General features: G+C 71.4%; 13 protein-coding genes. 3 read left to right on the top strand and 10 right to left on the bottom strand.

From position 1 onward, the window contains the following. Positions 1-3 precede the first annotated feature (3 nt). The 4 genes from EIL87_RS18455 to EIL87_RS18470 form a co-directional block, all read right to left on the bottom strand. Positions 4-1,659, bottom strand: a complete 1,656-nt coding sequence (locus tag EIL87_RS18455; protein ID WP_199740498.1) for a class I adenylate-forming enzyme family protein — start codon at positions 1,657-1,659, stop codon at positions 4-6. Then, positions 1,652-3,001, bottom strand: coding sequence for a phosphotransferase family protein (locus EIL87_RS18460; RefSeq protein WP_125091810.1), 1,350 nt, complete (start codon positions 2,999-3,001; stop codon positions 1,652-1,654). Before EIL87_RS18460 ends, EIL87_RS18455 begins: the two co-directional genes overlap by 8 nt. Continuing rightward, positions 2,998-4,254, bottom strand: coding sequence for an acyl-CoA dehydrogenase family protein (locus EIL87_RS18465; protein WP_125091811.1), 1,257 nt, complete (start codon positions 4,252-4,254; stop codon positions 2,998-3,000). The genes EIL87_RS18460 and EIL87_RS18465 overlap by 4 nt, the downstream gene beginning before the upstream one ends. Before the next feature lie 62 nt (positions 4,255-4,316). Beyond that, a complete protein-coding gene (locus tag EIL87_RS18470; protein WP_233576358.1) occupies positions 4,317-5,108 on the bottom strand; it encodes an enoyl-CoA hydratase/isomerase family protein in 792 nt (263 codons plus the stop codon). Between the two features lie 208 nt (positions 5,109-5,316). On the opposite strand from EIL87_RS18470, the gene EIL87_RS18475 reads away from it, so the two are divergent. Next, positions 5,317-6,336 carry a helix-turn-helix domain-containing protein gene (locus EIL87_RS18475; protein ID WP_158628665.1) on the top strand — a complete coding sequence of 340 codons (1,020 nt, stop codon included), beginning with the start codon at positions 5,317-5,319 and terminating at the stop codon, positions 6,334-6,336. Between the two features lie 150 nt (positions 6,337-6,486). Here EIL87_RS18475 and EIL87_RS18480 read toward each other — a convergent pair whose 3' ends face one another. The 3 genes from EIL87_RS18480 to EIL87_RS18490 all read right to left on the bottom strand — a co-directional run bounded on the left by EIL87_RS18480 (position 6,487) and on the right by EIL87_RS18490 (position 10,324). Next, on the bottom strand, positions 6,487-7,293 hold the full coding sequence (locus EIL87_RS18480; RefSeq protein WP_125091813.1) for a class I SAM-dependent methyltransferase: 807 nt from the start codon (positions 7,291-7,293) through the stop codon (positions 6,487-6,489). 482 nt (positions 7,294-7,775) lie between these two features. Next, positions 7,776-9,068 carry a nickel-dependent lactate racemase gene (larA, locus tag EIL87_RS18485; protein ID WP_125091814.1) on the bottom strand — a complete coding sequence of 431 codons (1,293 nt, stop codon included), beginning with the start codon at positions 9,066-9,068 and terminating at the stop codon, positions 7,776-7,778. Positions 9,069-9,544: 476 nt separating this feature from the next. After that, positions 9,545-10,324: an SGNH/GDSL hydrolase family protein gene (locus tag EIL87_RS18490; RefSeq protein ID WP_125091815.1), complete on the bottom strand. Its 780-nt coding sequence runs from the start codon at positions 10,322-10,324 to the stop codon at positions 9,545-9,547. Positions 10,325-10,541: 217 nt separating this feature from the next. Here EIL87_RS18490 and EIL87_RS18495 point away from each other — a divergent pair, with 217 nt between their 5' ends. Then, positions 10,542-11,441: a hypothetical protein gene (locus EIL87_RS18495; protein ID WP_233576359.1), complete on the top strand. Its 900-nt coding sequence runs from the start codon at positions 10,542-10,544 to the stop codon at positions 11,439-11,441. 27 nt (positions 11,442-11,468) lie between these two features. On the opposite strand, the gene EIL87_RS18500 is transcribed toward EIL87_RS18495, so the two are convergent. Beyond that, entirely contained in the window at positions 11,469-12,275 is an 807-nt protein-coding gene (locus EIL87_RS18500; protein WP_125091816.1) for an SAM-dependent methyltransferase, read from the bottom strand. Positions 12,276-12,404: 129 nt separating this feature from the next. After that, a complete protein-coding gene (locus tag EIL87_RS18505) occupies positions 12,405-12,623 on the bottom strand; it encodes a hypothetical protein (protein ID WP_125091817.1) in 219 nt (72 codons plus the stop codon). 406 nt (positions 12,624-13,029) lie between these two features. On the opposite strand from EIL87_RS18505, the gene EIL87_RS18510 reads away from it, so the two are divergent. Then, positions 13,030-13,635, top strand: a complete 606-nt coding sequence (locus EIL87_RS18510; protein ID WP_158628666.1) for a glycoside hydrolase family 25 protein — start codon at positions 13,030-13,032, stop codon at positions 13,633-13,635. A 55-nt stretch (positions 13,636-13,690) separates the two neighbouring features. On the opposite strand, the gene EIL87_RS18515 is transcribed toward EIL87_RS18510, so the two are convergent. After that, positions 13,691-14,758 (bottom strand): hypothetical protein, encoded by a 1,068-nt coding sequence (locus tag EIL87_RS18515; protein ID WP_125091819.1) that lies wholly within the window; start codon positions 14,756-14,758, stop codon positions 13,691-13,693. Positions 14,759-14,876 lie beyond the last annotated feature (118 nt).

Consider the following 14,876-nt stretch of genomic DNA (forward strand, 5'->3'; position numbering starts at 1 on the left):
CGCTCACCCCTGCTGCACGATCTGCTCGCGCAGGCGGCGCTTGAGGACCTTGCCGGTCGCGGTGCGCGGCAGCGGGTCCTCGCGCACCACCACGTGCGCCGGAACCTTGAACCCCGCCAAGCGCTTCCGGACGTGCGCGCGCAGTTCTTCCACGTCCGCGTTCGTCTTCAGGTTCACCACCGCGCAGACCTCCTCGCCGAGGGTGCGGTGCGGCAGCCCGATCACGGCGACGTCGGCGATCGCGGGGTGCTCGTGCAGGGCCGCTTCGACCTCCGCGCAGTAGACGTTCTCGCCACCCCGGATCACGACGTCCTTGAGCCGGTCCACGACGTAGACCCAGCCGTCCCGGGTGTAGCCGAGGTCGCCGGTGTGGAACCAGCCGTCGGTGAAGGCGTCCGCGGTGGCCTCCGGCATGTTCCAGTACCCGCGCACCACGTTGGGGCCGCGGAACCACAGCTCGCCGATCTCCCCGTCCCCGAGGTCGTCGCCGGTAGCCGGGTCGACGGTGCGGATCTCCGCACCCGGCATGAGCCGGCCGACGCTGTCGGAGTGCTCCTGGTAGTCCTCGCCCGAGTTGCCGACGACCGTGGAGGTCGTCTCGGTCAAGCCGTAGCCGCTCGAGGCGCTGCTGCCGAGCCCGCCGATGCGCTGCACCAGGTCCGGAGGGATCGGCGCGCCGCCCATCGTGACGCCGTCCAACCCGTGCACGGCCTCGCTGTTCTCGACCAGGTCGCGCATCACCGTGGGCACCCCGGCGGCGCTGCTGAGCTGGTGGTCGCGGATGAGCTCCTCGGCCTGCTCACGGTCCCAGCGGTACATCGTGGCGAGCTTCGCGCCCGCGAGGGTGGTGAAGCACAGCATGGTGATGCCGGCGATGTGGAACATCGGGAAGGTCAGCAGCGCGCCCGGCTGCGGGTCGTCCGGACCGGGTTCCGGGAAGACGCCACCGTTCTCGAGGGCCATGCCGACCTTGCGGTTGACCACCGTGTTGAGCAGGTTGGTGACGTGGTTGCGGTGCGTGCCGACCGCGCCTTTGGGGCGTCCGGTGGTGCCCGAGGTGTAGAGGATCGTGGCGTCGTCGTCCGGGTCGATGGTGACCTCGGGCGGGTGCACGTCGGCCGGGATGCTCGCGACCAGGTCCGACCACGCCCGCACCCCGGGCCCGGACTCTCCGCCGCGCACCTCGACGACCGGCACCTCGCGGCCGAGGAGGGCGGCGCGTTCGGGGTCGGCGAAGACCAGCTTCGCGCCGCTGTCCCTCATGCCGTAGCGCAGTTCGTCCTCGCTCCACCAGGCGTTGAGCGGGACGGCGACGAGCCCGGCCACCTGGACGGCCCAGAAGATCGGCGCCCACTCCGGGAAGTTGCGCATCGCGATGGCCACGCGATCGCCGCCGGTCAAGCCGTACTCCTCGCGCAGCGCCCGGGCCAGGCCGGCGACCAACCGCTGGTGCTCGCTGAAGGTGCAGCGGTAGTCCTCGTAGACGAGGAAGTCCTTGTCACCGTGGAAAGCGCTGAGCAGCGCCGCGTCGCGCAACGTCTGGAGCGGTTTCGCGTAGACGCGCATGGGGATGCCGCGCACGACGGCATCGGTCATCTCGAACTCGCCACCGGGTCCGATGAGTTCTTCCAACAGGCGTTCGCGCAGCTCGTCAGGCACCGTTGCCTCCCCTGGTCCTCGCCTCGGTGTGCTTCGGGTTGGCGACCGCGAGCCGGTCCGACACCTCCGACCACAGCAGCGCGGCCACGTCCTGCTTCCACGGGTCCGCCTCACCGACCCGCAGCGCCGCTGCCAGGGCGGCACGATCGGCGAAGCCGAGTTCCTCGAGCCGTGCGCGGTGCCGTCGCTCCTGCTCGGCACCGAGCCGCAACTCACGCTCCACAGTGGACAACACGTTCGCGGCCACCAGCGACTGGAACCGCATCCGGCCCTCAGCACCGGCCAGCACCTCGTCGCGCAGGAAGTCCCGCGCCGCCGCGATGAGCTCGGCCGCCGTCGGACGACCGTGCAGGTCCGAGGCGGGACTCTCCACCTGCTTGGGAGGTTCCGGCTCGGGGATCCCGAGGGCGAGGAGCAGGTCCTGCTCCTGTTCGCAGACCCGGCGGCCGATCGCGGCGAGCTCGACCGACGGGTGCGCGCCGCTGAGGTGCTGCTCGGCTTGGGCCCGGCAGATCACGCCCCACTTGGTGGTGCCGAAGACCTCCCACCAGCGCACCACCTCCGGGTCCGGGCGCACGCCCGCGATCTCGGCGTAACCGTCGAAGAGGTCGTCGAGCTCGCCGAAACCACCGACGGGCAGCGGTGATCCGAAGCGCCACGCGTTGGTGCACAGCCAGCCCAGGTCCTCCATCGGGTCACCGACGTGCACGAGCTCCCAGTCGAGCACCGCTCGCAACCCGCTCGGGTCGACGATCAGGTTGCCGTTGCGGAAGTCGCCGTGCACCAGCGTTCGACCTGACTCGGACGGCTGGTTCTCCCGCAACCAGCGGAAGGCGATCTCCACGGCCGGGATCGGATCGCCCAGCGCGTCGTAGTCGGCGACGAGCTGCTCGAGCGGATCGGACTCGGGCACGCCTTCCGGCGGCGCGATCCGGTGGACGCGGGCAGCGGCTCGGCCCAGTTCGCGGGCGAGCCCGCTGCGCGCGGCGGCGTAGCGGTCGTCGCGCAGCAGGCGTCGCGGTATGGTCTCGCCGTCGACGTGCTCGGTCAGCACGTAGGGTGAGCCCAACACGGACTCGTCGATGCTGTGGTCGACCACCCGCGGCACCGGGACCCCGGCTTCGGCGGCGGCGTCGAGCACCACCGCCTCCCGCGCCATGCCCTCCGGCCGGGCCAGGCCGGGCGGGTCGCGGCGCAGCACCAGCCGTTCGGAGGTGACGAGCTCGATGAACCACGTCTCGCGGCTCGCGCCACCGCTCGCCTGCTCCAGCCGCGTCACCTGCACCGGGCGCCCGCGGAGTTCACCCAGCCGCTGCGCCAGACGATCGCCGAGCTCGCTCATGGCCGCTTCCCCGGGCCTGCGAAACCGAACAGGTAGGCCGCGACCTTGCGCATCTGCACCTCTTCGGCGCCCTCGGTGATCCGGTAGCGGCGGTGGTGCCGGTAGATGTGCTCGAAGGGCGTGTGCCGGGTGTAGCCGAGCCCGCCGTGCACCTGGATCGCCCGGTCGGCCGCGTCACACACCAGGCGGTTCGCCCGGTAGTTGCACATCGAGACCTTGTCGCTGATCTCGAAGTTCGGCCGCCGGTCCATCTCCCACGCGGTCTTGCGGACCAGGCCGCGCACCATCTCGGCCTCGCTCTGCAGCTCCACCAGGGGCCACTGGATCGCCTGCCTGCGCGCCAGCGGCTGGCCGAACGTGACGCGCTCACGGGCGTGCTCGACGCTGCGGTCGATGCAGAACTGCGCAGCACCGACACCGGAAGCGGCCTGCCGGATGCGGTTCTCGTGCACGAAGCACTGCGCCAGCTCCAGGCCCACGCCCTCGTCACCGAACATCGCCGAGGAGGGCACCCGCACGTCGCGCAGCGTCACCTCGGCGTGGTCGGTGGGCATGTTGAAGGTCCACCAGTGGAAGTCCACCGAGAAGCCCGGTGCGTCGGTCGGCACGATGAACGCGGTGATCCCCCGCGCGTCACCCGGCTCCCCGGAGGTGCGGGCGAACACGACGTCGTGCGTGGCGGAGTGCATGCCCGAGTTGAACCGCTTGCCGCCGTTGATGATCCAGTCGCCACCGTCGCGGACGGCGGTGGTCTCCAGCCAGGTCGCGTCGCTGCCGTGGTCGGGTTCGGTGAGGCCGAACCCGAGCCGGGCGTCACCGGTGAGCATCGGCTGCAGGAGCTCCTGCCGCTGCGCCTCGGTCCCGAACTCCAGCATCATGTGCACGACGGGGAAGTTGCCGACGACGGAGGCTTCGTTCTGCAGGTCGTTGTGCAGCCCAAGGCCTTTGGCGGCGAGGTGCTCGCGGATGACGGCCATCTCGAAGTTGCCGCCGCCTCCGCCACCGACTTCCTCGGGCAAACCGTAGCGCAGCCATCCGGCTGCGTCGGCGCGGCGGGCCATCTCGCGCAGCAGCGCTTCCCACTCGGGGCGCGGCGTGCCACCGGCCTCGAAGTCGGTGCGCGCGAACTCGCGCCGGTGGTCGAAGAACCGCTCGTTGTCGTCCTGCTGCTGCAGCGGGACGATCTCGTTCTCGATGAACTCGTCGAGCTTCCCGAGCAGTGCGACGAGCTCGCTGGGCAGTGAGAAGTCCATGCAGCCTCCTTAGCGCCCGTTCAGTGACCTTAAGCACACGTCCACAGCGACACAAGGGGACGTCAGTCGAGCAACCACTCGCCGGTGAACTCCGGCTCGGTCTTGTTCACGAAGGCTCGGAACGCCGCGGGCGCGTCGGCGGTCGCGAAGTTCACGCTCTGGCTGCGCGCCTCGGTCTCCAGCGCCTCGCGGAAGGACTGCTGACCTGCGGCGTTGAGCATCGCCTTGCTCTGCGAGATCGCCACCGGGGCGCCCGCCGCGAGGCGGTCGGCGAGGTCGTCGACGAAGCCGTCGAGTTCCCCGTCCTCCTTGACCCAGGTCACCAGGCCGAGATCGCGGGCCTCCTGGGCGCCGATGATCTCGCCGAGCAGCGCGAGCCGCTTGGCCTGCTGCAACCCGACCACGCGCGGCAGCAGCCAGGAGCCGCCGAAGTCCAGCGACAGACCGCGCTTGGCGAAGATCTGCGAGAACCGCGCCTCCGGGCTCGCCACCACGAGGTCACAACCCAGCGCCAGGTTCCAGCCCGCTCCCACCGCCACGCCGCGCACCTTGGCGATCACCGGCTTGGACAGCTCGTGCAGGGCCAGCGCGACGTCGTTGACCCGGTGCATCCGGGCCAGGGGGTGCCCGTCGCGCCCGGCGGCGAGGTCGGCGCCGGCGCAGAAGTCGCCCCCGGCCCCGGTGAGCACGACGGCGCGCACGCCCTCGTCGAGCTCGGCCTCGCGCAGGGCCTCCTGCAGAGAACCCCAGGTCGGGACGTCGATGGCGTTCTTGCGATGCGGCCGGTTCAGCGTCACCGACAACACGGCTCCGCGCCGCTCCACCAGAACGGTGTCACTGTCCACTGTGCTCACACGCCCTCCCCGACCAAGAACTCCGCTGTCCTTATCGATCGCTAAGTTAACACCCGGAACGGCCGAACGGCACCGTCCGAGAGCGATCAGTCCGGCGAGGTTCCCCCGTGCGGAGGTTCCCCGGACAGGGCGGACACGGCGCTTCTCCCCCGTGGGAGGATCTGACCTTCGAGCGTCGTCGCCAGTCGGAAGTGATCGACAGATGACCGTGACCTTGCGAACCGACACGGTGCCGGACCCGCGGGACCGGCACGAGTACCTCCGGCAGATCGTCCGTGACACGGTGGTTCCGCTGAACCTCCACCAGGAGCGGTCGAAGGTGAACCACTGGGGCGAAGTGATCCGCACTGACCTGCCGTGCGGCTCAGTGGCGCGGATGAGCGCGTACCCGACCCACATCGAGCGCACGCCGAGGTTGATCCGCGAGGCAGACCCCGACCTCTGCCAGGTGCAGATGCACCTGGAGGGGACGAACCAGATCACCGAGGGCGACGAGCGAGCTCAGATCGGCCCGGGGGAGGTCGTCGTCTTCGACCCGCACGAGCCCTTCGACGCCGCCGTCGGCCACCCCGTACCCGGTCAGGCGAGCGACGGGATCGCGCGCGTGGTCAACCTGATGCTGCCGAGACCGATGCTCGACCTGCGCGGCCCCCGGGACCGGATCACCCAAGCGCGGCTGTCGTGCCGGAACCCGATGAACTCGCTGGCCGCGTCCGCGATGGCCGAGCTCGACCGGCAGCACCTGGCGGGCAACACCGACCTCGTCGTCCACCTCACCTCCGTGATCGCCGACCTGCTCAGCTTCGGCCTGGCCCACCAGCTCGAATCACTCTCCGCGGTGACGCCGGAGACCCGGGAGAACGCCCTGCTCTGGAGCGTGCGCAGGTTCATCGAGGAGCACCTCGCCGATCCCTCGCTCACCACCCGCACCGTCGCGGAGGCGCACAACGTCGCTCCCCGCACGCTGCAGCGGCTGTTCCAGCGCGAGGGGACCTCCGTGGTCGACCACATCCGGGACCGACGCCTGGACCGGTGCCGACGAGACCTGCTCGACCCGTCCCAGCGCGGGAAACCGGTTGCCGCCATCGCGTTCCGGTGGGGGTTCCGCGACGAGTCCCACTTCAGCCGGAGGTTCCGGGACCGCTACGGAGCCCCGCCCGGCGCTTACCGCGATGCCGCTGAGCGATCTGTCGCGAACGGCCACCCTCCCGGCGCGAACGGCCAATGACCCGAGCCGACCGATCCCCCCACCCTGGATCGCGCCCTGCCTGGGGCCCGCCGAACGCACGGCAGCACACCAAGGGGGAGCCGGCTGGGTCGGAGGTGACCGCCCGACCCAGCCGACCCGGGCCCGCGCAGAACTGCTGCGTTCGGATGATCAGCGAACCCGTCCGGTGCCGATGAGCGTCGTGACGTCGAGTTCGGTCAGGCCGACCTCGTGAAGGCGCGCGAGGTAACGGTCGCGGACCCGGGCGACCTGCTCCTGGGTCAGCTCGGCCAGAGCGCCGCGGTAGCCGGAGCCCGTGACCAGCAGCCATGCCACCTCGGGTGTCATCGACAGCGAACGCGACCGGACCAGAACGTCCACTTCGGACAGACCCAGACCTCGTAGCCAGGCCGCGAAGGTGTCGGGCTGGTTGATGCGATCGATCGGACGGGCCGGGCGCTCACCCGGCGGTTCTGCCTCGGTCACCTCGGCAACCGCGAGGGCGAGCTGACCGCCTGCCGGGTCCATCGCACCGCGACGCCACACGGTGAGGGCGACCCGGCCGCACGGCCGCACCGCACGGAGGAGGTGTCGGGTCCCGGCCTCCATGTCCGGGAGGAAGAAGATGCCGAGGACCGACTGGACGAGGTCGTAGTCGCCGCCTTCCCACGTCGTGACGTCGGCTTCGTGCGCGTGCAGTGGGGGCAGGTCGGCCGCCCGGTCGCGCAGTCCCCGGATCATCGGACCCGAGACGTCGACGGCGTCGACGAGTCCGTCGGTTCCGACGCGACGAGCCGTCGGGATGGCCGACGCCCCGGTGCCGCAGCACGCGTCCCACACCCGCTCCCCCGGCTGCGGGTCCGCGACTGCGACCGCGTCGGCGCTGAGGGGCTCCCAGAGGTGACGACCGAGCGCCGCGAAGTCCGCCGCAGCCGCGTCGAACGCGTCCCGCGTGCCGATCCTGCCCTGCTCGGCCATCCCCGCTCCCCTCGTCAACCCCGACGGACGTCGCAACGCAGGTCGCCGACGTCCGCCTGCCGCCGGGCCGGTTCCCTGCTACGACGACCGACCTCCACGATCCCAGCCCCCAGCTGCTCGACAACCACCGCACGACCGGTGCGGCTGCGAGGTCCTCAGCGCGAGGGCCTCGTCACCGCGGGTCTGTCGGAGCACGCCTTGAGGGCGGCATCCTGCGGCGTCGATGGCGATCCGGCGACGGCTGCTCGGCGAGCGGCCCTCTGTCGGCGAGGCCCGAACGGTGGGAGCTCGATCCAGGACGTGCGCACCCCGACAAGCTCAGCACCGCCCGGCACCCCACCTACGATCCACAGTGGACTCCCGAGGGGGGTGGCGTGGATCGGCTGGAGCCGCGTCGCGACCTTTCGATGCGCGAACCTGACGCGGGCGAGGATCGGCGACCCGAGGTGGCCGCTCCTCGCCTCCGTGACCGCGGAGGCGGTTCAGGACTCGTCGCCCGCGACGTACGGGATGGTCTGCGGGCCCTCCGGGAGGACGCACACCCGGGCTTCCGGACCTCGGGCCGCGAGCTCTTCCTCGACGGCCGCGGCGATGTCGTCGACCCGGTAGAGGTGGGCCGTGCGCAGCTGCTCGTCGGTGAGGTTGGTGGTGTGCACGCCGACGCGGGCGGTGGCCAGCACGCGGGCGAGGATCTGGACCTGCCACTGGTCGGGGACGGTCTCGGTCCTGGCCGAGATGGTCCGCAGCAGGGCTTCCGGCGTCGGCTCGGAGGCCAGGACCTCGCGGAACGACCCGTGGTCGGGGAAGCCGTCGCTGCACTCGGCCGCGCAGATGATGAGCCCGCCGGGTTCGACCACCGTCGCCGCGGCGGTCATGCCCTTGACCGCCTGGTAGACGTTCTGGTCCAGCGGGAACCCGGAGTTGGTGGTGACGACGACGTCGTAGCGCTGCGGGACCGGCTGCATCGACAGCTCGCGGACGACTTCGCGCGCGGTGGCGTGCATGGGCAGCAGATCACCGCCGAAGGCCTCGACGATCCGCTGCTCGCGGTTGAGCACCACGTCGAAGGCGAAGTCCACGCCGGTTCCCTCGGCGATGGCGCGGACGTCGTCGTGCACCGGGTTGCCCTCGCACACCGCCCAGGTCGCCTGCGGGCTGGCGATGCGCGCCGCGTCGTGCAGCGTGAGCACGGTGTCCAACCCCGCCAAGCCCGGTGCGACCAGCTTCGGGCCGCCGCTGAACCCCGCGAAGAAGTGGGGTTCGACGAACCCGGTGGTGATCCGGACGTCGGCGTCCACCCAGTGCCGGTTGAGCCACACCGGCACGCCGTCGCCGAAGGTGCCCATCGGTCGCAGCGCCTCGGGGTCGCGGCAGTCGTGGTTGATGACGCGCATCGTCTCGACCAGCTCGTCACCGAGCATCGCCCGCAACTCGTCGTCGGTGTTGCCGCGGTGCGTGCCGGTGGCCACCAGCAGCGTGAAGTCGTCGCGCGTCGCGATGCCTTCCAGCTCCGCCAGCAGCGCCCGGACCATCGCCTCGCGCGGCTGCGGGCGCGTGAGGTCGCAGAGCGACACCGCGATCCGCTGACCCGGCCGCACCCGCTCGCGCAGCGGCGGGCCGGCGACCGGCTCGGCGAGCGCCTTGCGCAGCGCCACCTCCGCGTCGGGCGCGGCCTGCGGGTGGGCCGGCGCCACCACGGTCGTGCGCTCGGACGGCAGCTCCACGGTCAAGCCCGACCGGCCGTAGGCCAGCTCGACGGACACCTTCTCGGACATCCACACTCCTGCTCCAGTCGTTCCTGCGTCCGATCCTGCCCTCGCGAACACCCCGGCAGGAGCCGAAGTCGAGGTGACGCCTGCCTCTCCGGACGGCGCGACCGGTCGGCCCCCGCCCCCGTCGAGCCGGACGAGCACCCAGCGGAACCCCGCGATCTCCGCCTCCGGGGGTGCCACCACCGAGCGGCCGAGCAGGGCTACCCCGGTCCACGGCGCGACCGACGTCGGGCACCCCCCCCGACCGAGCGACAGCGTCCGCGCCGCGAAGGCCCTCAGCGGCGTGACCACTGTGGACGCAACAGGGCGCCACCCTTGCGAGGGGTGGCGACCACCTCGCGCGAAATGTCCACCCCCCGCTCAGGTGACATCCCCGCGAGTACGCCGTGGGGGCATGCGGCAGGACGGCGCAGGGAGTCCGCGGAGCCGATCAGGTCCTGCTTCCCGCACCGCGGGGCGGAGCGGTCCGGTGCGACGTATCAGCGGCTCGTCGTGGGTTGTGAGAGTGGCGCGAGCTGCGGGCGTTTGGCGGTGCGGCCGTCACCCGAGGAGCGGCCGGTGAGCCTGCGCCACACCCACGGCACCAGGAACACCGCGGCCCAGCGGACCTCCTCCCAGGCCGATCGGAGGAAGCCCGGCTCAGGACGGGTGGGCAAGGGCTCGCTCCACGACGTGTCGCTGTCCGGCAGTTCCAGCGCGCTGGCGGTGGCGGCGGCGAGCAGCGCGTGACCATCCGAGTTGAGGTGCAGCCGGTCGGTGCTCCAGATCCTGCGGTCGGCGCAGACCGGGTGGAGGTCGACCTCGACGAGCGCGGTGCCGTGCTTCGCCGCGATCTCGCGCACCCGGGTGTTGAACTCGGTGATCCGCGGTTGCCAGCGACGCGCCATCGGGGCGACCTGGCCGATGTCCGGGTAGGTCACCGTGACGACCCGCGCCCCGGCTTCGGTCAGGGCGGAGATCATCTGCTCCAGGCGGGCGGCGATCGCCTCTCCGTCGCACTCGCTGCGGAGCATGTCGTTGAGGCCGGCGACCACGGTGACGAGGTCAGGTTCGAGCTCCAGGGCAGGCTGGAGCTGTTCGGCGTGCACCTGGTCGATCAGCTTCCCGCGGACCGCGAGGTTGGCGTAGCGGAAGTCCGGGTTCAGCGCGGCCAGCCGTGCGGCGAGACGATCGGCCCAGCCGCGCAGACCGCTGTGGTCATCACCGTCGCCGACGCCTTCCGTCTGGCTGTCCCCGATCGCGACATACCTCGCGTACATGGCCCTCCTCGTTCGGTCCGTGCTGACCTGGCGTGCACACTAGGCGACGCGGAGTCGAAAGAGCGCGAGGAGGAGCGGATTTCGCCCGAGCTGATCGGGAAGTTCGCCTCCCGCTCGTGATTCCGGTGCGTCACACCACGGCTACTGTTCGTGTTATTGCGAACTTTTTGCGCAGGCGGTCGATCGGTCCGAGCCCTGATGTGTCATCGTCGGACACATGGGGATGGAGGCACTGGCCGCGTGGATCCCGGCAGTCCTGGCACTCGTCGCGGCCGGAGTCGCCGGCTGGCTGCTGTGGTCGGCGCGGAAGGCCGCCGAGGAGACCGCGCAGCGCGCTGAGGCCGTGCGCCGGTTGGCGAGCGCGGTCGAGGCCAACGCGGAGCAGACGGGGCAAGCGGCCTCGACCGCCACCGAGCAGGCCGAACGCGCGTGGGAGCAGGTGAAGCTCACCCGCAGCCAACTCGACGACGCCCGGCAGGAGCGCCACGCCAGCACGCAGGCCGAGCAGTGGGAGTGGGCCTACGCGCTGACCACGGCCGCGCGCGAACTGGTCAACAGCTGCCACGAGCTGATCCGCGTCTCGCTCGACACGCAGGTCGCCCCGCACTACCGCCAGGCCGCCGACCGCCACTACCGCCAGGCCGGTCAGCGCTGGCAGGACACCATGATCAAGGCGATCGCGCGCACCCAGCCTCCGCTGGAGATGCAGCAGCAGGTCACCACGTTCGCCGAGGTGCACCAGCGGCTGCACGGTCACATCGGCGTGCTGCTGCGGGCTGTGGAGACCAACACGCTCGGCGAGGGCGACACGCTGACCAAGCAGATCCACGGCATGCGGCACGAGCTCAACAACGCGCACCGCAACCTGCAGCGCATCGTGAGCTCCAACCTCTCCGCTCCCCAGCCCGCGGCCGGGCAGCAGGCCAACGGCCAGCAGACCCAGCTCAACCAGGCGACGGCCGCGCCCGCACCGCAGGCCGACCCGAACCAGCAGACGCAGCTCACGCCGGCGGTCGGCCCGCAGACCAACGGATCCCGACAACCGACCCCGAACCAGGGCCCCGCTCCGGCCGAACCGCCGACCCAGCAGCTCGGCAACCGCCCGGCCCGGGCCTGACCGGCCGAGGCCGATCAGGTCCGCACGTCAGGGCTTGCGGGCGATCCCCGCGTACATCGCGATGTCGGCCTCGGGGACGTCGAGGGACGCGGGGTCGTCGGGGCGCCACTTGTGCACCTGGACGACGCCGGGTTCGAGGACCTCCAGCCCGTCGAAGAAGCGCAGCGCCTGGTCGTGGTCGCGGAACTTCAACGTCTCGCCGTGCTCGTGGTACGCGCGGCGGACTTCGGCCAGCAGTTCCGGGGCGTAGTCGTCGGTGGCGATCGTGGCGGCCACGTAACTGCCCGAGGGCAGGACCTCGACGATGCGCCGGACGACGTCCAGGGCTTCGTCGTCGTCCTCGATGAAGTGCACCACGGCGATCAGCATCAGCGCGATCGGCCGGTCCGGGTCCAAGGTCTCCCGGAACTCGCGCGAGCTCAAGATCGTGTCGGGGTCGCGCAGGTCGGCCTCGACGTAGGCGGTCCTGCCCTGACCGGTGCGCGACATCAGCGCGCGGGCGTGGGCGAGCACGATGGGGTCGTTGTCGGTGTAGACGACGCGGGCCTCCGGCTCCACCTCCTGGACCACCTCGTGCAGGTTCGGGCTGGTCGGGATGCCGGTACCGATGTCCAGGAACTGGTCGACGCCGCGCTCGGTGGCCAGGAAGCGGCCGGCCCGGTGCATGAACTCGCGGTTGGCGCGCATGTGCACCGGAAGCGCGGGCCAGACCTGCTGGGACGCCTCCGCGGCGGCGCGGTCGACGGCGTAGTTGTCCTTGCCGCCCAAGATGTAGTCGTAGATCCGCGCGCCGTGCGCCACGTCCGTGCGCAGGTCCTGGACGCCTTCGGCCATCGTGCTCCTCCCACCGGGTGACGTGCCGATCGTTTCAGACGCAACAGCGGGCGTCCACGCGTTCGCGCAGATCGCACGGGGCAGGGCGGGGACCCCGGGTACGGGGTCCCCGCCCTGCGTTCGGCGAGGTCAGGCCGCGAGGCCGAGCGCGTCCAGCGCTGCGCCCACGCTGGAGAGGGTGTCGGCGACGGTGGCGTCCACCGCTTCCGCGATCGGCGTGAGTTCGGCGGCGTTGGCCGGCAGAGCCAGGCCGATCATCAGCGCCGGGACCGCGAGGACGCCGAAGGCGAGGCGCTTGGCGTGCGAGCCGGAGCGGGCCTCGGTGCGCTGCTCGACGATGTTGCTCATGGTGATCTCCTCTTGTTGCTCGTTTCGGGCAGAAGCAGGCTCGCCGAGGCGGAAACCGCGAACAAGGCGTTCAACCGGTCCTTTTCGAACTCCGAACATCCGCCGCGCCCGGTACCGACCAACGGAGGTACCGCGTCCGGGATTCGTCTTCTGCGCGCAACAACCGGTCGAGTCCACATCGGACCGAGCGGGGCCGGGAGCACCAACCCGCGTTGCGCCGTCCGGGTGCTCCGAACGTGCGAATTCACGTCGTTCACCCCACAGAGCGAACCTTTCTTGAGACCGTGTCCCCACACGGGTTGATCACCAGTGCAGCCGCGTCCGGCCGCTGGACGCCGACGGCACCTCTCGCCGACGTGCTCCCGCGAGCGGTGCGCGACCCGAGCACTCCACGATGGGGGACCGCATGGACTACGGAATCGACATCAGCCACCACAACGCCGTCGACGACTGGGGGGCCGTGCGCGGCAACAACATCACCTTCGCGAGCATCAAGCTCACCGAAGGCCAGTCCTGGGTCGACGACGCGGCCGGAGGGCACACGGCCGGAGCGCGCGGCGCGGGCATCGTCACCGGCGGCTACCACTTCGCCCGGCCCGGCGCCATCGACCCGCAGGTGGGCCACTTCGCGTGGTGGATGGGCCAGCACGGGCTCAAGGAGCCCGGCAACATGTGGCCGATGCTCGACATGGAGGACTCCGAGATCCCGGATCCCAACGGGTTCATCACCGAGTTCGTCCAGCGGCTGCGGGCCGCGACCGGTGTCCGGGGCGTGCTGGTGTACGCGAGCCTGAACTGGTTCCAGAACATCATCGACCCGAACCTGTGGGCCGGTGACGACGTGCTGCTGTGGATCGCCCGGTACAACGGCGACCCGGGCAACCCGGGCTGGAGCCACCCGCGGCTCGCCCTGCACCAGCACAGCGACGCGGGTCAGGTCCCGGGCATCCCGGCCGGGGTCGACCGCAACGCCACCGTCGGTGACCACACCCTCGCGTCCTTCACCCTCTGACGCTCCCGCTGCCTGGGCACGGCACTCGTTCACCAGGTGCCGCGCCCAGTTCTCGTCAGCCGGTGCGGACCGCGGCGAACGGTGCCGTCCTCGGCAGCTCGCCGGTGGAGCCGAGGACGAGGAGCCGGCCGTCCGAGGTCTCCGCTCCGGTCGCCAACGGTCCCTCAGCCGGGCCGGCCACGGTCTGCCACCGAGTGCCGTCGTAGCGCAGCACGCCCTCGTCGGCGATGTTCCACACCGCTCCTCCGGCGTGGACGAACTCCCCCGGCTCACCCGGTGAGTTCGCGGCGGGGGCCTCGGTCCACGCCGAGCCGTCCCAGTGCAGCAACACCGGCCTGGCCTGCGTCTGGTCGTCGTCGCGCACACCACCCGCGAGCCAGACGTCGTCCGGGGCGGCAGTGGCCACGTCGTTCACCGCGAGCTGAGCACCTCCGGGCACCTCGACCTCGGGCACCGGCACCTCGGTCCACGCCGTGCCGTCCCAGTGCATCGACACCGCGGCGCCGTCCCTCGTGCCCACCAGCCACAGGTCGTCCGGGTTGCCACCGAGCGCGGTGAAGGTGGCCTCGTGGGCCGGTCCAGGCACCGGGACGTCCTGCAACGTCGCGCCGTCCCAGCGCCGGACGAAGGTCTGCTGCCGCGGCTCGTCACCGTCTTCGTAGCCCTTGCCGACCACCCACGGCTCACCGCCGGTCGCGAGCACGTCGTCGGGACGCACCCGAGTGGCACCCGGCACCGCCACCGGGACCTCGACCCAGGCGGCGCCGTCCCAGCGCAGCAGGGTTCCCGCGGTGTTCTTGCAGCCCCAGCCGATCGCCCACACCTCGTCCGGCCCGACGACCGCCGAGGACACCACCGTCCCGACCGCGGGGACCAGCACCTCGGCCCACTTCCCGTCGTCACCGCGCCGGTAGGCCTGGGCGTTCGACGTGCCCCCGGCCTGGCTGAACCCGCCGAAGGCCCAGGTCTCGCCGCTACCGCTGGACGCGGTGGCGATCGTCGACGGGACGTCCGGGCGCTGCGGGAACGGCTCAGCCGTCCACGTGCCCTGGGCGTCCGCAACGCCTCCCAGCAACGCCGTCGCCGCGACGAGCGCGGCGGTGATCCCGGTTCTCCTCCGCACGGTGCTCCCCCTCCGAGTGATCGAGACATCACTCAGACGCCGCACAGCGCGACGAGGTTGCCGTGCCAAGACGACTGCGGCGGCCCCCTGGTCGAAGGGGACCGCCGCAGTGGTCAAC

The sequence above is a fragment of the Saccharopolyspora rhizosphaerae genome, from assembly GCF_003931915.1.
GTDB lineage: Bacteria > Actinomycetota > Actinomycetes > Mycobacteriales > Pseudonocardiaceae > Saccharopolyspora > Saccharopolyspora rhizosphaerae.